Source organism: Dechloromonas sp. ZY10 (assembly GCF_041378895.1).
Lineage (GTDB): Bacteria > Pseudomonadota > Gammaproteobacteria > Burkholderiales > Rhodocyclaceae > Azonexus > Azonexus aquae.
The window spans coordinates 3,078,195-3,099,365 of record NZ_CP144212.1; the positions used below are offsets into that span (position 1 = coordinate 3,078,195).

17 protein-coding genes are annotated in these 21,171 nt (G+C 65.5%); 13 read left to right on the forward strand and 4 right to left on the reverse strand.

Annotated features, from left to right (window positions below; translation table 11 throughout):
* The first annotated feature begins 606 nt into the window (after positions 1–606).
* From VX159_RS14040 to VX159_RS14065, 6 genes are all read left to right on the forward strand, one after another.
* Positions 607–969, forward strand: coding sequence for a hypothetical protein (locus VX159_RS14040; protein ID WP_371323510.1), 363 nt, complete (start codon positions 607–609; stop codon positions 967–969).
* A 403-nt stretch (positions 970–1,372) separates the two neighbouring features.
* On the forward strand, positions 1,373–1,861 hold the full coding sequence (locus VX159_RS14045) for an N-acetyltransferase family protein (RefSeq protein WP_371323511.1): 489 nt from the start codon (positions 1,373–1,375) through the stop codon (positions 1,859–1,861).
* A gap of 182 nt (positions 1,862–2,043) precedes the next feature.
* Complete coding sequence (locus VX159_RS14050; protein ID WP_371323512.1) at positions 2,044–3,666, forward strand: methyl-accepting chemotaxis protein; 1,623 nt, start codon at positions 2,044–2,046, stop codon at positions 3,664–3,666.
* A 76-nt stretch (positions 3,667–3,742) separates the two neighbouring features.
* Complete coding sequence (locus VX159_RS14055) at positions 3,743–4,147, forward strand: DUF1924 domain-containing protein (protein ID WP_371323513.1); 405 nt, start codon at positions 3,743–3,745, stop codon at positions 4,145–4,147.
* Between the two features lies 1 nt (position 4,148).
* A complete protein-coding gene (locus tag VX159_RS14060) occupies positions 4,149–4,649 on the forward strand; it encodes a cytochrome C (protein ID WP_371323514.1) in 501 nt (166 codons plus the stop codon).
* Complete coding sequence (locus tag VX159_RS14065; protein ID WP_371323515.1) at positions 4,649–5,260, forward strand: cytochrome b/b6 domain-containing protein; 612 nt, start codon at positions 4,649–4,651, stop codon at positions 5,258–5,260. The genes VX159_RS14060 and VX159_RS14065 overlap by 1 nt, the downstream gene beginning before the upstream one ends.
* Positions 5,261–5,286: 26 nt before the next feature.
* On the opposite strand, the gene VX159_RS14070 is transcribed toward VX159_RS14065, so the two are convergent.
* Positions 5,287–5,760 carry a hypothetical protein gene (locus VX159_RS14070; RefSeq protein ID WP_371323516.1) on the reverse strand — a complete coding sequence of 158 codons (474 nt, stop codon included), beginning with the start codon at positions 5,758–5,760 and terminating at the stop codon, positions 5,287–5,289.
* Positions 5,761–5,873: 113 nt separating this feature from the next.
* Between VX159_RS14070 and VX159_RS14075 the strand changes: the two genes are divergently transcribed.
* The 3 genes from VX159_RS14075 to VX159_RS14085 all read left to right on the forward strand — a co-directional run bounded on the left by VX159_RS14075 (position 5,874) and on the right by VX159_RS14085 (position 8,769).
* Positions 5,874–6,533, forward strand: coding sequence for a response regulator (locus VX159_RS14075; RefSeq protein WP_371323517.1), 660 nt, complete (start codon positions 5,874–5,876; stop codon positions 6,531–6,533).
* Entirely contained in the window at positions 6,530–7,867 is a 1,338-nt protein-coding gene (locus tag VX159_RS14080; RefSeq protein ID WP_371323518.1) for an ATP-binding protein, read from the forward strand. The genes VX159_RS14075 and VX159_RS14080 overlap by 4 nt, the downstream gene beginning before the upstream one ends.
* A gap of 107 nt (positions 7,868–7,974) precedes the next feature.
* Entirely contained in the window at positions 7,975–8,769 is a 795-nt protein-coding gene (locus VX159_RS14085) for a DUF4214 domain-containing protein (protein WP_371323519.1), read from the forward strand.
* A 129-nt stretch (positions 8,770–8,898) separates the two neighbouring features.
* On the opposite strand, the gene VX159_RS14090 is transcribed toward VX159_RS14085, so the two are convergent.
* Positions 8,899–12,354 carry a UvrD-helicase domain-containing protein gene (locus VX159_RS14090; RefSeq protein ID WP_371323520.1) on the reverse strand — a complete coding sequence of 1,152 codons (3,456 nt, stop codon included), beginning with the start codon at positions 12,352–12,354 and terminating at the stop codon, positions 8,899–8,901.
* A gap of 163 nt (positions 12,355–12,517) precedes the next feature.
* Between VX159_RS14090 and VX159_RS14095 the strand changes: the two genes are divergently transcribed.
* From VX159_RS14095 to VX159_RS14105, 3 genes are all read left to right on the forward strand, one after another.
* Positions 12,518–13,876 (forward strand): surface lipoprotein assembly modifier, encoded by a 1,359-nt coding sequence (locus VX159_RS14095; RefSeq protein ID WP_371323521.1) that lies wholly within the window; start codon positions 12,518–12,520, stop codon positions 13,874–13,876.
* 13 nt (positions 13,877–13,889) lie between these two features.
* Positions 13,890–14,969 carry a FecR domain-containing protein gene (locus VX159_RS14100; protein WP_371323522.1) on the forward strand — a complete coding sequence of 360 codons (1,080 nt, stop codon included), beginning with the start codon at positions 13,890–13,892 and terminating at the stop codon, positions 14,967–14,969.
* 127 nt (positions 14,970–15,096) lie between these two features.
* Positions 15,097–16,317, forward strand: a complete 1,221-nt coding sequence (locus VX159_RS14105) for a tetratricopeptide repeat protein (RefSeq protein WP_371323523.1) — start codon at positions 15,097–15,099, stop codon at positions 16,315–16,317.
* 66 nt (positions 16,318–16,383) lie between these two features.
* Here the strand turns inward: VX159_RS14105 and VX159_RS14110 are convergent, their stop codons facing one another.
* Positions 16,384–17,262, reverse strand: a complete 879-nt coding sequence (locus VX159_RS14110; RefSeq protein ID WP_371323524.1) for a caspase domain-containing protein — start codon at positions 17,260–17,262, stop codon at positions 16,384–16,386.
* Between the two features lie 330 nt (positions 17,263–17,592).
* On the opposite strand from VX159_RS14110, the gene VX159_RS14115 reads away from it, so the two are divergent.
* Entirely contained in the window at positions 17,593–18,120 is a 528-nt protein-coding gene (locus VX159_RS14115) for a hypothetical protein (protein ID WP_371323525.1), read from the forward strand.
* A gap of 208 nt (positions 18,121–18,328) precedes the next feature.
* Here VX159_RS14115 and VX159_RS14120 read toward each other — a convergent pair whose 3' ends face one another.
* Positions 18,329–21,079, reverse strand: coding sequence for a PD-(D/E)XK nuclease family protein (locus VX159_RS14120; RefSeq protein ID WP_371323526.1), 2,751 nt, complete (start codon positions 21,077–21,079; stop codon positions 18,329–18,331).
* Positions 21,080–21,171: the final 92 nt, after the last annotated feature.

The following is a 21,171-nucleotide window of genomic DNA, read 5'->3' on the forward strand; positions in this document are numbered from 1 at the left end:
ATGCCGAACGCAAACAATTAACACGTCATCAAAAATGAAGCAACAACCACCAGAAAGCATCGTTTTCATAGACCCGCAAAGACCATGCGCCAACAGCATTTTTTCTCAAGGCTGACGCGGTCAACCACAGAAATGGGGGATTCGCTGTTGGCGAGATCAATACCTGCCGTGCTTTGCTTCGCCAGGCCATCGTCTTTCTAGGCGACAGTTTCCGCGCCTGACGCGCGGGCTTACTTTTTCTTGTCTTGCCAAGAAAAAGTAGCCAAAAAGAAGGCGCGCCCACTGCGGCGCCCGGCGATGCCGGGTGCTCTGCGCTGCTCAGGCGCAACGGGGGGCTGCGGAACTCGGCCCTGCGGGCCTCAAACAGTCCTCGCCCTTGATCCCGTTGCCCCTTGCGCTGCTCGACGCCGCAGAGGGCCGGGGAAAAACGTCTCAGTTTTATGCCCGACGCTGAAAACAAGCGTTTTGTGGTGTTAGCAGTGGAAAATCTGCACCAATCCCAAAGATATTTTATCGACCCATACTGCTTCCCAATGTATGCTTTTAGAGCATCCGAGATGCCCTAAAAAAATGTGACTTCTCCCGTTTATGGAAAGGCTTTACTAGATGCTTGCTAACGTACCTCTTGTATTTCAAGGGCTGTTCTGGGGAGCTTTAGGAGGAGCCATGTTTCATGCATATTGGCTTTTGTCAGTAGGCCATACGATGAATAAGGCTTCGATGAGTGTGGCAAAGCGCAACCGTAATTTCAGACTGAAATTCACTGTTCTTTCTGGATTTGTTGGTGCTATAGCCGGGTTCTTCGTATTTGTTTGGTTTTTTAACGAAATACAAGCAGGGTTTATTGCTAAAGAGAAGGTATGCGTTGCTGCTGCATTGGCTGGACTAACAGGAGAGCCATTGTTGAGTTTTCTGGGGAAGGTGCGTTCATTGTCAGTTTTTGGGGTTGCGGCAAATAACAAAGAGTAAATATCGTCTTGAGGTCAAGAGACTAATTTCCGCAGTCAACAGCTAAAAAGCTGCCTTTCCCCAAGTCGACCGTAAAAATCATTCCCCCGCAAAGCACTCCAGCCCGTGACGCCTTTGGGCCCCATGCGGAGCGCCGAGCAACGCAGGCGGGCCGGGGGATTTCGGCTGGTGGTGTTTGAGCCCCGCAGGGGCGAGTTTAGCCAGCCGCCCGGCTCGCTGAGTAGCGCAGGGAAGTCGGCGCAGCCGACCGCGTAGCCTGGGTTGCCTTTTCTTTGGCTACTTTCTTTTGGCGAAGCAAAAGAAAGTACGCCCGCGCGTCAGGCGCGGAAAACAGCGGGAAAATAGCGAAAACCAGTCCAACACCACCGCCCCCCAAAAAAACCAACCCCAAACCGAAACCCCCATGTCCCCCACCCTCCGCCCTGCCCATTTCCCCTCCGACCTCGCCGCCGTGCTGGAAATCTTTCGCGAGTACGTGCGCAGCCCGACCGCCGACCTGGGTTTTCAGGATTACGAGCGCGAGTTCGCCGACCTGCCAGGGAAGTACGCGGCACCGCGCGGTTGCGTGTTGCTGGCGTGGGCGGGTGACGAACTGCTGGGTTGCGGCGCCTTGCGGCCGGTCGATGATGCCAGTTGCGAGATGAAGCGGGTCTATCTGCGGCCGGCGGCGCGCGGCCGGCAACTGGGCCGCCAACTGGTCGAGGGCCTGCTCGCCAAGGCGCGGGAGGCCGGCTACCGCCGGGTTTGCCTCGACGTGCTGCCGGAGTTTGTTGCCGCCCGCCGACTTTACGCGTCGCTGGGTTTTGTTCCGGCGCCGCCGGTGAGTTTCAACCCGGTGCCGGGAACGCTGTTCCTGGCGCTCGAATTGCCTGACCGCAACACCACCCCCTGAGCGCCCGCTCCGGGTTAGCCGCAGGAGGCTGGCCCGGATTCGGCAAACTTCTTGGTTAAAACGGGAAATTTCACGGTCGACCGTGACCACAGTTTTTTGCCCCAGCCGAGGTACCGGGCGGGTTAATCCGCGCTTAAGCTGCTGCGCTTACCCTCGAAAAATCTATTTTTCATGGGGGCATCATGCTGCGCGATCTGACTATCCGTTTCCGCCTTGGCCTGACCCTGGGCCTGCTTTGTCTGGCGCTTGCGGCAACCGGCGGGCTGGGAATTTACAGTACCGTGGTCAATCATCGGGTGACCGAGAACCTGATTGCCGACGAACGCCTGGTGGTGATTGTCGGCCGGATCAACGTCAAGGTATTCGACTCGCGGCTGCACATTGCGCAGGCCCGGCTGGAAACCGCTACCGACAAGTTGCAGCAGGAAGGCCGGGTACTGGCAGAAAACAACCGAGCCACCCGGCTCGACCTGAGCGAACTGCAGGCCGCCGGGGCAGCTCGGCAAACGCCGGAGATTGCGGCTTTTGTCAGCACCGTGGGCAATTTTGTCGAACATTATCTGGTGCCGCTGGAAAAGGCCTTGCTGGCTGGCGACCAGGCCGAATTCGCCGCCTTGCTGGAGCAATCCGGCGGCAAGTATTACAGCCCGATCAAGCAGAGCCGCTCCGACCTGATGCAGGCCATCGAGCGTTCGTCGCAGGCACAGCAGGCGGAGTCGGCCCAGGTCTATCGCCTGAGCCTGCGCCTAATCGTCACCGTGGTCGGTGGCGGAATCCTGCTGGCACTGGGTTTTGGCGGTCTGGTGCTGCGCACGATCAGCATCGATACCCGGCGCTTGCTCGACGGCATCCTGAGCATCCAGCAGCAGCACGATCTGACCCGACGACTGGAAGACCGGGGCCGGGACGAACTGGCGCAGATCGCCACGGCGATCAATCGGCTGTTGGGGGCGCTGCGCCACTTTGCCGGCAATGTCGGCGAGCATAGCCGGCAGAACATCGCCGTTGCCAGCGGCTTGCTGGCACAGGCCGGCGAGGTCAGTGGCAGCGCCTCGCAACAAAGCGAACTGGCAGCGGCGGCACGAGCCCGGCTGGCAGAGATGCGCGACGGCATTCACGCGATCAGCCAGCTGGCAGCTGAAACCCGCAGCCTGACCGAAGCCGGAGCCCGCCTCGGCGCGGCCGGCGGCAGCGCGGTGACTGGCACCGCGCAGGAAATGCGCAAGGTCGCGGCGCAGGTGCAGAGCGCCGCCGACGACATTCGGCAACTGGACAAGCAGTCAGGCGAAATCGATCACATCGTCTCGGCGATTTCGGAAATTGCCGACCAGACCAACCTGCTGGCGCTCAACGCGGCCATCGAATCGGCCCGCGCCGGCGAAGCCGGCCGCGGCTTTGCCGTGGTCGCCGACGAGGTGCGCAAGCTGGCCGAACGGACCCGGCATTTCACCGACCAGATTCAGGTCACCATCTCGAATATCCGCCAGGAAACGGTGGCTGCCGCCAACTGCATGGAGGCCGGCAAGGAACTGGCGCAAAGCGGAGTACAAGCGGCCGTCGACGCCGCCGGACTGATCGGGCAGATCGAAGCAGCGCTGAACTCGATCAACCGGGCGGTCAGCGAAATCAGCGACACCCTGCACACGCAGGAGGACCGCAGCACGCAAATCGCCCTTGGCATCGCCGAGATTGCCGAACTCTCCGGCCGGAATGCCGAGCATGCCCGCAATTCCTGTGCGCTGGCGGCGCAGGCGGCCGAAGCCAGCCGCGAATTGTCGGATGCGGCCTCCCTGTTCAAGGCCTGAAGCAGCGGGACTGTTAAGCAGCACTTAATCCCCATCCCCCAGACTGATACCCGAGCAAACCGCAAGGAAACCCGACATGCGACCAACACTGTTGATGATTTTGAGTTGTATCTCTTTCGGCGCCGGAGCCGCCACGCCTAACCCGTTGCTGGCCCGCTACCAGCAGGAGGCACAGGCAGTGCAACCCGGCTTCACGGCTTCGGCCCGGCGCGGCGAACGCTGGTTCAACCAGGACTTCGCCAATACCCCGCAGTTACCGAGTTGCACCACCTGCCATACGCAGCAGCCGACGCAGCCGGGACGCCACGCGATCACCGGCAAGGCAATCAAGCCGCTGGCGCCGGCGGCCAACCCCGAGCGCTTCGGCGACCCGGCCAAGGTCGAAAAATGGTTTGGCCGCAACTGCCGGGAAGTGGTCGGCCGCGACTGCAGCGCGGCGGAAAAGGCCGACCTGCTTGCCTATCTCGGCGAGGTGCGCTGAGATGCGCCGGCACTGTCTCCACCTCGGCCCGCTTTGGCATGGTCTGGCCGCTGCCGGGCTCTGCCTCGGCCTGCTCGGCAGCGCCCGCGCCGACCGCCTGCCGCTGCCGCCCGATACCCCGGCGGCCTACCGCGCCGAATGCGGCAGTTGCCACCTGGCCTACCCGCCGGGACTGCTCGCGAGCAACGACTGGAAGCAGTTGCTGGCCCGGCTCGAACACCACTTTGCCAGCGACGCCCGGATCGAAACGCCGGCACTGCGCGAAATTCTCGCCTTTTTGACTCGCCACGGCGCGGCGGACGGGCCGCGCTCGGCCGGCGGCATCCCGCCCCGGATCAGCCGCACCGCCTATTTCGAACGCAAGCACCGCAAGGTTCCGGCCGGCCTGTGGCAAGACCCGCGCGTCGCTTCGCCGGCCAATTGCGAGGCCTGCCATCGCGGCGCGGCCGACGGCCGTTACAGCGAACACGATCTGGCCTTGCCTGAACTGAGGAGAAGATGATGCTGCGCCGGATTCTGGTCTGGGATTGGCCACAACGGGTCGGCCACTGGCTGCTGGCGGTTTGCGTCGCGCTCGCCTGGCTGACCGCCGAGAGCGACCGCCTGCAGCTGCTGCATGTATTGGCCGGCGGTTGCGCCGGCGGGATCGCCGCCTTCCGCGTGCTGTGGGGACTGGTCGGTAGCCGGCATGCCCGCTTCGTCAATTTTCTCCGTGGCCCGACGGCGGTGGTCGGCTACCTGCGCAGCCTGTTGCGCCGCCATCCGGAAGTGCACAGCGGCCACAACCCGGCCGGCGGCTGGGCCGTGCTCGCGCTCCTGCTGCTGGTCCTGGCCACCGCCGGCAGCGGCTGGGCGACCTACAACGACCTCGCCGGCCACTGGCTGGAAGAACTGCATGAGGGCCTCGCCGAAGGGCTGTTGCTACTGGTCGGCGTGCATTTTGGGGCGGTCGTCCTGAGCAGTTGGCGACACCGCGAAAACCTGCTGCGGGCGATGTTCGACGGCCACAAGCAAGGCGCCGCCAGCGAAGCCATCGGCTCGCCGCGCGCCTGGGCAGTGCCGCTGCTACTGGCGGCCGGCGCGCTGGCCGCCTATCTGGCGCAAGCGGCCTGAGCCGCCTGTCGGATGGCGGGAGCCGCTTAGTGGTCGAGACGCGAGAAGCCGGGGTCGGCGAAGTAACCGGCGTAGTTGTTCAAGGCCTGCACGACCTTGACCGCACCGGCCTGGCGCTGCTTCTTGCCGGCCATCTGCCGGCTGCCGGCGAGCAGGTCGGCAACGATCAGGTGCAGTTGCGCATCGGCGGCCGGTTCCAGGCGGCAATCGGCAACGATGTTCCCGACTTCGGCCTCGACGGTGCGCGCCAGCGCCGCGTAGCCGGCCGCGTCGAGGCGCTGGGCGTGGATCTGCGGCAGTTCGCCGGCCAATGCCTGGCGGATGCGCCCCATCGCCTGACGCAGCGGCGCGTCGGTCGGCCAGGGCTGGCCGGCATTGAGCGTCAGCTTCTTGGGCGCCGGCGCAGCGTGGTGGTGCGCATGTTCATGCCCGGCCGCCGGGGCGGCGACCGCCAGTGCAAGCAGCAGGGCAACGAGCGGTGCATTGGATCGATTCGACATCGGTACTTCCTCCAGATCGGATATTGCGGTGGGTCCTCCTCCCACATAACCAACTAAATTAGTCAACCAATCTTAAGCCCGGCTTAAGCAGCCGCTGCTAAAATTCTCCGATCATGCGCATCCTCCTCGTTGAAGACGACCCCCAACTCGGCGACGGCCTCTGCGTCGGCCTGCGGCAGACCGGTTTCACGGTCGACTGGCTGCGCGACGGAAAATCGGCCATCGCCGCGTTGACCGTGGAAAATTTCGATTTCGCCGTGCTCGATCTCGGCCTCCCCGACTGTTCCGGAATGGCGGTACTGGCCGCCGCGCGGCAGGCCGGGCGCGATCTGCCGGTACTGATTCTGACCGCCCGCGATGCAATCAACGACAAGATTGCCGGCCTCGATGCCGGTGCCGACGATTATCTGGTCAAGCCGGTCGACCTCAACGAACTGGCCGCCCGCCTGCGCGCGCTGGCCCGCCGCCGCCAGGGCCGGGCGACGCCGCTGCTGACGCATGGGACATTGACGCTCGACCCAGCCGCCCGCCGGGTGACCCGCGACGGCATCGAAGTAGCACTCTCGGCACGCGAGTTTTCATTGCTGCAACTGCTGCTCGAAGCCGCCGGCCGGGTATTGCCCAAGAGCCAGCTCGAACAGGCACTCTATGGCTGGAACGACGAGCCCGACAGCAACGCCCTCGAAGTGCATATCCATCACCTGCGCAAGAAGCTGGGCAGCGACCTGATCCGCACCCTGCGCGGTGTCGGCTATACCGTGCCCAAGCCATGACCCGCTGGTTCTCGCTGCGCCGCCGCCTGCTCGGCCTGCTGCTCGGCGGGATCAGCGCGGTGTGGTCGCTAACCCTGCTGCTCAGCTACCTCGACGCGCAGCACGAAATCGACGAGTTGTTCGACGCGCAACTGGCCCAATCGGCGCAAACCCTGCTCGCGCTGGCAACGCACGACGACGAGGACGAGCGGATCGGCGACCTGAGCGAGGTCGGCGATGCGGCGCATGAATACCAGCGTCACCTGCGCTTCCAGATCTGGCGCGACGACGGCCGTCTGGCGATGCGCTCGGAAAATGCCCCGGAAACGCCGTTGACCGTGGATCGCGGCTTTGCCGAACGACCCGACGCCACGGCCCTGTGGCGCACCTACAGCCAGTGGAACCGCGAACGCAGCCTGCAGGTGCAGGTCGCCGAAGACCATGCGATCCGCGACGAACTGACCCGCAACATCGCCTGGCGCTTCCTGTTGCCGATGCTCTTCGGCCTGCCGCTGATCGGCCTCGGCACCTGGCTGGCGACCCGCCGCGGACTGGCCGCGCTGGATGCGCTGGCTGGCCAGATTGCCAGCCGGCAGGCGGCACAATTGCAGCCAATCGTGCCGGCCAGCGCGCCGGAGGAAATCCGCCCGATGCTGGAGGCGCTCAACCAGTTGTTTGCCCGCGTCGAACAGACGCTGGAATCCGAACGCCGGTTTACCGCCGACGCCGCCCACGAGCTGCGCACCCCGCTCGCTGCCCTGCAGGCGCAGGCGCAGGTAGCACTGCAAGCGCGCGATGACGCCGAGCGCAACCGTTCGCTGGCGCAGCTGCAGATCGGCCTGGTCCGCGCCGCGCACCTGGTCGACCAGATGCTGCTGCTGGCCCGGCTCGATCCCGAGCAGGGCTTGCCGGCAGCCGAGGCGGTCGATCTGCCGGCCCTGGTCGAGGAAGTCTGCGCCGAGCTCGGCAACGCCATCCTCGCCCGCGAACTCGACTTCGACTTCATCCCCGCCGACGGCATGGTGCACGGCCAGCGCGAGTGGCTGCGCGTGCTGGCCCGCAACCTGATCGACAACGCCATCCGCTACACCCCGCGCGGCGGCCAGTTGCGGGTCGTCGTCGCGGCGACGGCCGAGGCGCTGCTGCTGCAGGTCGCCGACAGCGGCCCGGGGATTCCCGCCAGTGAACGCCAGCGGGTACTCGAACGCTTCCACCGCCTGCACGCCGGCGAAGTCCCCGGCAGCGGCCTCGGGCTGGCCATCGTCGCGCGCATCGCGGCCTTGCATGGCGCCAGCCTCGAACTCGACGCCAGTCCGCTCGGCGGACTCGAAGTCCGCGTTCGCTGGCCACGCTGAGCGTCCGGTCTCCGCTCCCCCGGCCACTCCACCGCGCCACTTAATCGGCCGTTAAGTTTGTCGCCTTACGATGCTCGCATGCCCCACCCAACCGCGAGGAGACCCGTATGAGCCGCAACGAATACCGCGAATATGAAGACGATGACCGTGCCGACGACCGGTACCACCAGGAAGACGAACACCAGGAAGTCCATGACGACGGCCGCGAATACCATTACGCCACCGAACGCGACCACGAACTGCACGGCAGCGACAGCCGCGCCTCGGTCCTGATCGGCAACGGCAGCAGCGACCGGCTTTACGGCGGCCGCCACGACGACCGTTTCGAAGCGGGTGACGGCGACGACTACCTCGATGGCGGCAGCGGCATCGACACTTCGGTCCACCACGGCCGGCGCAGCGACTACCTGCTGGAGAAAAATGGCACTGGCTATCTCTTGCAATCGCGCAGCCAAAGCGGCGGCAGCGACCAGTTGCTGAACGTCGAACGCCTGCAGTTCGCCGATGCGACACTGGCCCTCGATATCGACGGCCACGCCGGCCAGATGTACCGGCTCTATCAGGCCGCCTTCAACCGGGCCCCGGACAACGACGGGCTGAAATACTGGATCGGGCGGATGGACCAGGGCTTGAGCCTCGGCAACGCAGCCGACGCCTTTACCGGCAGCAGCGAATTCCAGGCTTTATATGGCGGCAGCCACCCCGACCCGGCCCTGCTGGTCAAGCTGCTCTACCGGAACGCCCTCCACCGCGAGGCCGACGACGACGGGCTGGGCTACTGGGCCGGACGCTACCAGAGCGGCTCGGTCGACAAGGCGACGCTGCTGGCAGCGTTTTCAGAATCGGCCGAAAACCAGGCCGCAGTGATCGGCGTGATCGGCGACGGCATCGTGCTGTATTGAGCGGCGACCGGCCGGACCGCCCAATAAACAGGCAGCAGCAACAAAGTTGCTGCCGAAACAGCCACTTGGTCCAGCCGCCCCCACCCCGACCACAGGCTTATCCACAGCTTCTGGGGATAGCTGCCGGCGCTAGTCGAGGACCAGCAAGCAGCCCTGCAAGGCAAACCAGATGGCCTTTTTGGGCGGCACCGAATCGCCGGCAAACAGCGCGGCGTAGCGTTCGAGTTGCGGCCGGAAGCCTTCGGCGCGGCGACGCAGCGCGCCAGCTTCGTCCTCGTCGGCGGCCAGACGCACGGTTTTGTAATCGATGATCCAGCGCACGCCATCGGCAACAAAAATCCGGTCGATCACGTGGTTGACCGTGGATGCCGCCTCCAGGCTCGTCCAGGCCTGTTCGCAGCCGGCCTGAGGGTGATCGGCCAGCAACCAGCGGCCGGTTTCGCTGTCCAGCGTCCGCTGCAGTGCCGCCAGAGCCTCGGCAGCGCCGCTCGCGGCTTCTTCAGGGCTGTGGCCAAGGCCGCGCAGCCAGCGCTGCCAGCCGGGCAGCAGTCCGGGCAGGCGTTCCGCCGGCCATTGCGGCAAACCCTGGCGGGCGATTAATTCCAGGCAGCGATGGACCAGCGTGCCCACCGAGGCGTCGAGCGCGATGCCGGTCGCCGAGAGCGCGACCAGCGGCGGGTTGTCGGCATCGATCGGGGGCAATGGTGCCGCCAGTTCGGGCGGCGGCCCCACCACGCGGAGACGACGCAGAGGCGGTGCCGGCGGCACTTCCGCTACCGCGATCGCCGTCTCTTCAGCCTGCGCCCCACGTGCGGCCAGCGCAGCGGCAAACACCGGCTGCGCCTCGCCTGGCCAGAGCAGGCGCAACAGGGTGCCGCTGGCCGGCGGCTTGAGCCCGTCGTCGGCCTCGGGGTCGAGCTTGGCCACCCCGACCAGGTGCAGGTGGCGGATCGCCCGCGTTGCCGCAACGTAGAGCAGGCGCTCGTCCTCGTGCGCGCTGCGTTCGTTCTCGACCCGGCGCAACAGGTCATAGAGGGTAGCGCCGTCCCCGCTTTCCCCTTCCTCGCCGCCCTCGTCGCTGGCGACCTTGCTGCGCAGCGGCGCCACCAGCAAATGCTCGTGCCCATCGGCATCGGCCACCTGGTCCCACAGCAACAGGCTGCTGTCGTGCATGCCGGTGTCCCGGTGCAGGCCGGGCACGATCACGGTTTCGAATTCCAGTCCCTTGGATTTGTGGATGGTCATCATCTGCACGGCCTCGCCGGCCAGCGGGTCGGGCGGCGCGTACAACTCGGCAGTGCGCGCGGCGAGTTCGTCGGCCGGCAGCCGACCGTCGGTCGCAATCTGATCGACCAGCTGAAAGAAGGCATCGACATCCGCCATTTCCTCCGGGGAAGCCAGCGTGCGCGGCCCGCCGAGCAGCACCCAGACGCCTTCCAGCCAGCGCCGGGGAGACATCCGCCCGCGCTCGGCCAGGGCCTGCGCGAGCACTGCGCGCACACAGAGCAGGCGCGCCCGACCATCGTCCGAAAGCGCCGCCAGTCGTTCCTCGGCGTGCATCAGCTGCCACACCGTGCGCTGTTTGTCGCCGCCGGCCAGCGCCAACAGGTCGGCCAGGGTCAGCCCGCAACAGGGGCCGCGCAGCAACGCCAGCCAGTGGATGCGGTCGGCGCGGTGGCTCAGCGCGCGGTACAGGGTGAGCAGGTCCTCGATATGCTGGCGCTCGGCCAGGCCTTCGATCTCGACTGCCGAAAAGCGCAGTTCGGGCGCACTGCGGCGGATTTCGCCGACCAGCGCGTCGAGGTGGCTGCGCGCCCGGACCAGCACCGCGACCCGTTCCTGGGGTTCTCCTTCTCGCCGTTGCGCGCGCGCCTGCAGGATCAGGTCGAGGACGATCCGCGCCTCGTCACCGGCGGCATCGTCGCTATCAGCGAACACCGGATGCACCTGCACCCCGCTGGCGGCCTCGAACGGCCGTGTTGCCGCCGACGGGGCGTAACAGACGGCGCCGGTTTCCGGCGCGTCCTGCGCCGGGAAAATGCCCGGAAAAGCGCGATTGACCCAATCGACGATCCCCGGATACGAGCGGTTATTGCGGAACAGGCGCAGATGTTCGAGCGCCACGTCGCCGATGCCGCGCTCGCGGACGCGCAGGAAGAGCCCGACCTCGGCCTTACGGAAACGGTAGATCGACTGCATCGGATCGCCGACGACGAACATCGTGCGTCCGTCGCCGGGCTGCCAGCCGCGCATCAGGCGGGCAATCAGCTCGACCTGGCCGGGGCTGGTGTCCTGGAATTCGTCCACCAGCAGATGCTGAATCCGGTAGTCGAGCGCCTGCGCCAGGTCGGTCGGCGCCTCGTCGTCGCCAAGCGCCAGGCCGGCGCGGGCGGCGATTTCGATGAAATCGACCTCGCCGGCTTCCTGAAAGACCAGCCACAACTGCCCGGCGGCGAGTTGCAGCAGGCGCGCGAAGCCGGCCACGGTCGACCATTCGGCGGGCGAAAAATGCGGCGCAGGCAAATCGGCCACTGCCGCCAGTGCCTCGGGCAGGCCGCTGACCTGCGCCAGTTCGGCGAGCAGTTCGCTCATCGCTTCCTTGTGCGGTTTGGCCTCCTTGTCGGCGGGGAAGCCGCAACGCTTGTCGAGCTTCTGGCGCAGGCTGCCGCTGCTAGTCAGCAGCAGGCTGGCGAGCGCTCGCCAGGCCGGCAGATCGGTGGCCAGCGCCCGTGCTGGCTCGGTTCGCTCAAGCAGCGGCGCCAGCGCCGCCACGCCGTTGCCGGCGGCAAACCGCGCCAGCGGCAGCAGCCGCGTCTGCCAGCGGGCATCGAGCCGTTCCGCTGCCGTCTGCAGGGTACGCCCGGTGAGCAGTGCGAAACCGGCCTCGATCTCGGCCCGCAGGGCCTCGCCGCCGTGATTGATCCGCGCCGCGTGCTGCAGCCACTGGTCGCGCCGGCCGAGCATGGCGATCAGCAGGCGTTCAAGGCGGCCGGCATGGTTATCCATGAAGGCCAGCGCGGCAGCGACGACATCTGCATCGCTGGTGACCGCATCGGTCGCCGGATCGTCGCTTTCGAGCATCGCCAGCGTCCGCCGCGCAGCCGTGGCGTAATGCGCCTCGGCGTCGTCGGCCACGCCGGGCTGCGCGCCGAAGCGCGAGAGAAAGGGCATTTGCCGCGCCAGATTGGCGCACAGCGCGTCGAGGGTAGTGATGCGCAAGCGGCCCGGATGCTGCAGCAAGCTCCAGCCGCGCTCGCGGTCACGCTGCAAGACCGCGCCGGCTAGATGAAAAGTCAGCTGTTTGTGCGGCGCCTCCGGCAATTCGCCGCCGGCGGCCAGCTCCAGGCTACCGAGAATGCGGTCGCGCATCTCGGTAGCGGCCTTATTGGTGAAGGTCAGCGCCAGCACTTCTTCCGGATTGTCGACCACGGCCAGCAGGCGCAAGGTGCGCTGGGTCAGCAGTTCGGTCTTGCCCGCTCCGGCCGGCGCCTCGACGATGAACGAGGCCAGGTCGAGCGCCCGTTGGCGGGCTGCTTCGTCTTCGCGCAGGCGGGAAACCGGGGTTGCAGCAGAATCGGCGTTCATCGGCAAAAGATGGCTAAAAGCCCAAGGATAAGGCAAACCCCGGTCGATTCGAGCAGGGTTTCAGAAATTGCTTTCCCCAACAAATCAATACGGTACAATCGAATGTTAAGAAATGTTATTTTTTGTAAGGCCAAGCGTAACGCAGAAATCACAAGGGGGAGCTTTGAAACATTCACCAGCCAAGCGGCGGCCAGGGGGGCCGACCAGCCGTTTGTCGCAGATCGCGTGGGCCCTGGCTTTATGCCTGCCGCTCAGCGCCGGCGCCCAGCAGGCCTTGATTGACCAGGCGCAAGCCCTGGTCGCTTCGGGCAAGGCCGGTGACGCCTACCTGCTGCTCGAAGCCAGCGAGGAGGCCTATGCTGGCGATGCCGCCTTCGATTACCTGCTGGCCAGCACGGCACTCAGCAGCGGGCGGCCGAGCAAGGCCATCTTCGTTCATGAGCGGATTCTCGCGGTCGATCCGTCCTATGTCGGCGTCCGCGCCGACATGGGTCTGGCCTACTACGCGCTGGGCGACTATGCCCGAGCCAAGATCGAATTCGAGGCTGTGCTGGCGATTGGCAATCTGCCCTCGGACCTGCGTAGCCAGGTCGAACAGTACGTACGGGCGATCGATGCCCGCAACCAGAGCGGCGGGGGCTACCGTACCGCCTACGTCGAATTCGGCTTCGGGCGCGACAGCAACGTCGGCAGCGCCACCGAACACCGCCTGCTCAATTTGCCGGCTTACGGCCTGTATCAACCGCTCCCGCCGATCGGCCTGCGCCGGGGAGACAACTACTCGACCCTGGCGCTGGGCGGCGAAATCAGCCACCCGCTCAATCAACGGCTGGGCATCTATGCCGGTGCAGACTACCGGATCCGCGACTACCGCCACTATAACGATCCCAATACCTGGACTCTGGACGGTCGTGCCGGCCTGAGCTACAGCGGTAACGACTGGCTGTTGCGCGGCGGCGTGCTGCTTGGCGAATACCGCTACAACGCCGCCCGCCTGCGCCAAAGCAGTGGCGCAACTCTCGACTGGCGCCAGGCCATCGATGCCTCCAACCAGTTCACCGCAGGTGCCTCGGTGATCAAGGCCAACTATCTGACCCGCAGCACGCTGGGTCAGGACGTCAATATCTACAGCGGCAACCTCGGCTGGCTACGCGCCATCGGCAACGGCAATACGGTCCTGGGCCTGAGCGGCACCCTCGGCTACGAGGAATCCTTGCGTTCGCGCGACGATGGTGACCGCCGCTTCTGGGGACCACGCCTGACCGTGCAGTCAAGCTTCAATCCGGTTCTCGGCGGCTACCTCACCACCGGTGCCACCCATTCGGTCTATAGCGGCAACAACACCAGCTACCAGTTTGCCCGCAATGAAACCACTTACGATCTGACCATGGCCCTGAACTGGACCGTGGCCAAGGGCGTCGCCCTGCGGCCGCAGGTGTCGTACATCAAGAACGTCAGCAATGCGACGCTCTACTCGTACGACAAGACCGACCTCTCGCTGAACCTGCGTTTCGATTACTGAGCGAGGCCCAGACATGCATTCCCTTGCCCGTTTTACCCTGTCCGCCCTGGCTCTGGCACTCGGCTTCACCGCCGGCCTGCAGGCCCAGGAAGGCGCCACCGTACTTTTTTCGCAAAGTGGCAGCCAGATCATCAATGCAGCCGGCAACAGCCGGCCGGCCAGCCGCGGCGAACGGCTGCAGACCGGAGAACGGCTGGTAACGCCGGCCAACGCAATCTCCCAGATCAAGCTCCCCGACGGCAGCCTGGTTGGCGTTCGCCCCGGCTCCGAACTCAGCATCGACAGTTCCAGCCGGCAACAGACGATTGCCGTACAGCAAGGCGGCGTGCGGGTGATCGGCGCCGAATTGATCAAGCCGCAAGCCAGCAGCAATCTGGTCGTACAAACGCCGCAAGCCCGCGTTGAGTTGCGGGCCGGCGACCTGGAAACCGCAGTCACCCGCCCGCCTGCCGGCAACCGCCAGGACGGCGAGGCGGGTAGCTACAATCGGCTGCAGGCCGGTGCCGCCAGCTTGCAGAAGCCGGGAGCGCCCAGCCAAGGACTGGACTTGCGCCAGACCACGTTCGTCGACAACAGCGGCAAACTGGCACAACTGGGAGCGACGTTGCCGCCCCCCACCGCCGGCGAGGCCCCGCGCCCGCCACGCCCCGCCGAGGCGCCGCCCCCAGGCGGCTCGGGCAAAACGCCCCCCGGGCAGCCGCCGCTGGTTCCGCAACTGGGCGGTTCCTCCGGCGCGCCACCAACCCTGCCGGTCATCGGTCAGGGAGGAGCGCCTGTACCGGGCGGAATGCCCCCTCCGCCGGCCGGCGGTCTCCGCCCACCGTTGCTGCCCCCGCCCGGACAGGCCGGTGCACCGGGAGCCGGGGCGCTGGGCAAACTGCCGCCACTCCCGCCACAACCCGGAATGTTGCCCGGAACCCCGCAAGGCAGACCCCCCGGCGTCGTCCCCGGCCCGTTCCAGCCGGGCGCCCCGAAACCACCGCAACCGCCGAGTCAGAATCCTCCCCCAATTCAGAATCCGCCACCGGGAGGGATGCAACCGCCTGCCGGACCGCAAGCTCCGGCTCCGTTACCGCCGCCGGTACGTCCTTGAAACACCAAGCCCCTGTCCGCAGGGGCTTTTTTTCGCTCCCGAAAGTACGGCAGCAACCTATCCCAAAACGATAAGGGCAGCCGCACTATGTATAATCGCGCCCTTGATCGCATCGAGTCGCGCCATTTTGTCCGCCATTTCGTTCCCGCTCCGCAGTTTGTTGTTCGCCGCGCTGTTGCTTGGCGCGGTCGCGCCGAGCGTGGCCGAAGACAATCCCTATCTGGATGCGATGCAGGCAATTGCCGACGGCCGCTACGAAGATGCCCGGCGCTCGCTGGCCAGCCTTGCCGCCCAGGAGCCGGAACATGCTGGCGCCTGGCTCGATCTGGCAATCCTGCAATGCGGCCTGGGTCATCGTGAAGAGGCCGAAGCCCTGTTCACGGCAATCGAGCTACGCTTTGCGCCGCCACCGGCGATCCGCGAGATGATCGCCCAGCAGCGCGCTACCGGCTGCCGGCCCAACGCCGGCAAAGGCAGCTACCGCCTGCGCGCCGGCCGCGGGTACGACAGCAATGCCAATCAGGGAGCCAGCAACCCCAACCTCAACATCGGCAGCGGTTCGAACACGCTGACTCTGGTCCTCGCCCCCGAATACGCACCGCGTGGCGACAGCTTCACCAGCATTCAGGCAGAAGGCGCCATGCCGCTGGGCAACAACGGCAGCCTCGGTTTTGCCCATTTTCTCCACCGGCGCTACGACAACCTCAGCCGCTACGACCTCAGCTCTGCCATCGTCGGACTCGAACGTCCCTGGCAACTGGGTTCCTGGAGCCTGCGGGCCACCGCCTCAGCCGGCCTGCTCGGGCTGGGCGGAAAGCTCTATCAGCAGCACCTGCAGGCTCAGTTGCAGGTCACTCCGCCGTTACCGCTGCCCGCGCCATGGCAACTGTCCCTGATCGGGGCGACGTCGCTACAGGCCTACCCGGCGCAAAGCCAATTCGATGCGGTGCAGAATGAATTTCGCCTGCAACTGACCCACCGTGGCCAGGAGCACTTACTACAGGCAGCCGCCGGCCTGCTCGCCGACGACAGCAGCAAAGCCCGTCCGGGAGGCGATCGCCAGGGCTGGACAGCCAGCCTTTTCGGACGTCTGCACTTGGGGCAAGGCTGGAGTGCGGAAGGGGCCTGGAATGTGCTCGACTGGCGTGGCGCCCGCCCCTTCTCTCCCGGGTTGATCGACTTTCGCCGCGAACAGCAAACCCGCCAGCTGCGCCTCGGCCTGCACTATGCGCTCGGGCATGGCCAGGCGATCATTGCCGAGTATCGGCAGATCGACAATGACGAAAATATCAGCATCATGGGCTACCGTGGCCGCCAGCTCTCGCTGAACTGGCAGTGGCAACCCTGAAGCTCTGAAGCTCTGAAGCTCTGAAGCTCTGAAGCTCTGAAGCTCTGAAGCTCTGAAGCTTGCTTGTTATCTGCGCAGATCGATCAGGAAGTCGCCCCCGGCAACATGGCCCGCGCTTTGCACCGCCCCCAGTTGCGGCACTTGCGGATATTCGGCGGTGACATCGTCGCGAATCCGGTCGAACAACTGACCGACGGTCGTGTTTTCCTGCAACCCCTGGAGTCGCTCGATCAGCGCCGCAGCAAAAATCGAATGGCCATTACGCCCCTCATCGCTGACCGGCTCCTCCCCCCCCGAGGTAAGAGCCAGCACTGAACGCCTGGCCAGCAATTCGGAACGCGAAACCGTCGGCTGCGCACGTGCGCTCTGCTCATTTGCCAGAGTGCCGGAATAACAGCTGTCGGAGATCAGGATCACCTGCTTGGCCGGAATTGCCGTCAGCAACTTGGTGATGTCGCTATTGGAAACCCAGCCTGCCGGATCGCGACTGTTGCCATCAACCGGAATCCAGTAGCCCTGCCGGGTTTCGCTGATCTGATAACCGTGACCGGCATACATCACTAGTACGCTCTGATGCTGCCCGGTCGTTTTACCAGCCAGCTGCAAGGTCCTGATGATCTGCGCCTTGCTTGCGTCATGCAGCACCTTGACGTCGTAGCCCATCCGTTCGCGCAACACCTGCCCCAGTACTTCAATATCGGCACGGGGCGTTTCCAGTTCCGGAATCGGCGCCTGATAACGGCTATTGGCAATCAGATAGGCGACCCGCCGACCGATTTCCATCGGCTGAACCGTGCTTGCCTGCACCCGGGCAATCGTCGCGGCCGGCGGAACGCAGACGTCGCTGCGGCCACTGCACTCTTCAACATCAGCCAGTTTGGGATTGCTTTTCAACTGCCCCAGGGCTTCCTTGAACATCTCGCTGCGCTGCTCACGCCGGGCCATGTCGATCACCGCCAGTTGCGCGAGACGTTCGGGGCCAACGCCCTGGCGGCCATTTTTTCCCGCAGTTGGCTCGCCCCCTTGTCCAGGTTTTTCCCCCGGCCCCCGGCCTTCGCCATTGCCTCGCTTCTCTCCCGGCGGTGAAGCTGGACGCCGCTCCTGCGCGGGGTTTCCGGGGCCTCGCCCAGCCTCTTTTGGCAGCCCGGCCTCGCCGCGCCGGGAAGCATCCGGCGCGCCTGCACGTTGTCCCGGTTGTCCCGGTTGTCCCGGTTGTCCCGGTTGTCCCGGTTGTCCCGGTTGTCCCGGTTGTCCCGGTTGTCCCGGTTGAACCTGTTGTCCCGGTTGAACCTGTTGTCCCGGTTGAACCTGTTGTCCCGGTTGAACCTGTTGTCCCGGTTGAACCTGTTGCCCCGGCTGAACCTGTTGCCCCGGCTGAACCTGTTGCCCCGGCTGAACCTGTTGCCCCGGCTGAACCTGTTGCCCCGGCTGAACCTGCTGCCCCGGCTGAACCTGCTGCCCCGGCTGAACCTGCTGCCCTGGTTGAACCTGCTGCCCCGGCTGAACCTGCTGCCCTGGTTGAATCTGCTGTACCGGTTGAATCTGCTGTACCGGTTGAATCTGCTGTACCGGTTGAATCTGCTGTACCGGTTGAATCTGCTGTACCGGTTGAATCTGCTGTACCGGTTGAATCTGCTGTACCGGTTGAATCTGCTGCACCGGTTGAATCTGCTGCACCGGTTGAATCTGCTGCACCGGTTGAATCTGCTGCACCGGCTGGATCTGCTGTACCGGTTGAATCTGCTGTACCGGTTGAATCTGCTGTACCGGTTGAATCTGCTGCACCGGCTGGATCTGCTGTAGCACCTGTGCATATGAAGAGTGCGCCAGCAAGCCGGCGGGAAAGAACACCAGATGACGCAACCAGCGCCTGGGCAACAGCCATCGTGTGAGCTTGGTCATGACCATGTTCGCAACAAAAATCGGAATGGATAGGCAGATAAGCGCGGAGATTAACCGAAAACCGCCATACATCGCAGCCTGACCTGCCCCGGTACGCCGAGCCCCCGCCTCAGCGCCGGGCCAGCCAGCGCCGTCGTTCAGGCAGGCGCAGCAGCGGCTTGACCTCGCAATACTGCAACAGCTTTTCATCGCTGAATACCACCCCGGCTTCGCCGGCGCGGACCTCGCGGGCAATTGCATGCAAGCGCTCGTGCCAGTGCGCCAGCACGCTGGGCCAATCGGGGAAAGACTCGCGGGGAAAAATCCGCTGTTTGCCGTCGCTTAGCCCCGGCACCCCGGGAAGCAAGTCTCCATCCGCCGCCACCCCGGCAAACGCCGGCTTGTCAGGCAGGACTTTGGCAAAGGCAACGGCGACCGTATCGGTCGCGAGCAAAGCGGCATAGATTGGCAGTTGTGGTTCGGTAATGCGCGGCGAAGCCCAGTTTTTCACATCAATGGCGGCCCCCGTCTTGTAATCCAGGATCAGCTGTCCTCCAGGAACGGCATCGATACGGTCGACCACCATTTTGACCTGAATTCCCTCGATCTCGACCGAGGCCTGCTGCTCGCAGGCAAGCACCCGGAAATCCCCGGGACGCTCGGCCTCCAGAGCCAACCAGCGCAACAGAAGCCGTTGCAGGCGGGCTGCCTCAAGCAGGCGGAAGCGGGCAGGCAGGGGCTGATGCACCGACTGCTCGTAGCCCGCCAGAGCCCCCTCGCAGGCAACCGCCACCGCCGCAGTGCGAGCCTCCGGTGTTTGAGCACGCAAGCGGCCGGCGTCGCCGGTAACCTTCCAGAACGCTTCCAGCGCAGCGTGGACCAGCGTTCCGCGGGCGGCGGGATCAAGCCCTTCGACAGCCTCGTCCAATGCCTCGGCGTGCAGGCGGAACTGATGGAAAGCCCAGGCCGGGCAGATCGCCTGGGCTCGCAGCAACCAGCTGCCGCCAGCCACGGACTCTCCGGCGGCTAGCGGCGGCGCCCGGCTGTCATCAATTTCCTCGCAGTCGCTGCCAGCCTGCTGCGCAGCCCGTGCAGCCGATGTCGGCACGGTGGCCGGCAGCGCTAGCGACCGGCCGCCAGGGAGCAGCGGACTCGGCCGCCGAATCCGGTTGCCGTCGGCCTGCGCCCAAGACAAAACCACCTCCGGCGCCGATTGCAGCAAGCGGGCAGTGACCCGGCGAGCAAAGTCGAGCTCGACTTCGGCACTGGCATGAGCAGCCCCGACCTGTCGCTGTTCGCTGGCCGGCAACAGCGGATTGGGCCGCGGCGCAGGTGGCCACTGGTCGTCGTTCATTCCCATCAACCACAGCGCATCAAACTCCAAGCCGGCACTTTCGAGCACCCCGAGCACCTGAATCGCCGGCTGCCCACGGGTTTCCGGCTGAAATACACGCTGCCGGCAAAGCTCCCCCAGTCGTTTGAGCGCTGTCGCCCGATCAAGCGGCCCGAGCAGTTCGTCCAGCCGGCCCAACCCGGCCAGGACTTCGCCAAAGGCACGCCGGGCCTGAAATTCGTGACTCGACAGGCGACGCTCGCCAGGCCAGCCGGCTGCGGCCAGCACCTCGGCAAACCAGGCTGCCCAGCGCCCGGGCAATTGCCGACGCGGCAGACCATCGCCCGCTGCCGCCAAGGCCTGCAGCGCCCCTGCGGTTTGCGGCAAAGGGGATTGCGCCGCCTGGCGCTCAACCAGGCGCAACACCGCCGGCCAATGGGTGAAATATCCCAGGTCGCGGCACAAGGCGGCGGCCAGCTGTGCACGCGCATCGGCCTCGCCGACGTCGCCATGCCAGCCACTTGCCAGCAGCAGTTCGCCAAAACGTGCCTGCTCAACACGACCACGCTGGCCGGCCAGTGACAGCAGGTCGAGCGCACTGCGGACCAGAGGCTGCGCAGCCAGCGGCCGGCCCAGCGAAAAGTTGTAGCAGCGCGTGGACTCGGCCTGGTCCGGGCGCAAGCTCTCGGGATGCAAAGCATCGTCGAGCAGACTTTCAAGCCGCTCGCGGACATCGGCAAGATGCGGGGCAACGATTCCGATCCGGTAACCCGGCCGGGTTGCCTGTGCCAGCCGTGCCGCAGCCCAGGCAACAGCTGCCGCGCATTCGGCGGCAGCATCGGCCGCCGGATAATGTGCCGGAACCGGCTCGCCGGCGCTACGCTCGAGGCTGACAGACAACTGGCCCGCGACCTCGATTCCCGGCGGGAAGGCGGCTACCTCCACCCTGACTCCACGCGCTTCCAGCGCGCTCAGCAAGGACTGCTCCAGCGGTGTCAGCCGGTCGAATCCGATCAGCCAAAGCTTGGCCGGCAAGGAGAATTCGCCGGCAGCGAGCAACCCGACCACCCGCTGCTGCCAGCCGCCGACATCGATCCAGCCACGCTCCCGGCAACGGCGCAGAAACTCACTCTGCCAGCCGCGAAACAATTCGGCCTCGTCAGCCAGTTCCGGGGCCGCCAGGCTCGCCGCCAAGTCTGGCCAGAGGCGCAGCAGTTGCTGCGCCCCCTGGGCCGAACCGGCCATTCCCGGCAGGTCGAACAGGGGGGCGGCGGCACCTGCAGCTTGCGCCAAGGTATCGGCAATCACCTGCTCCCACAGCAACTTTTCAGCATAAGGATCGAGGACCTGCGGCAATTCAGCCTGGCCGCACAACAAGGCCTCCTCGGCAAGCAGGGCGAACCACTGGCCAAGGGTCAGCGCCTGCACCGTCCGCCAGGCCTCACCCTCCCCCGCCGGTCGCCGGGTACGCAGGATCTGCGCCAGCCGGGTAGTGGCACAGAGATAGAGCGGCTGGGCGCCGGCCAAGGCATCGTCATTCGCGGTCATCGGTGAATTTTAGTGCTTCCGGCCGGCACCGGGGCAACTCTCCGGGCTTTGACCAGCCACGGCCTTCCGCCGCACAATGGCATGCCATGCTA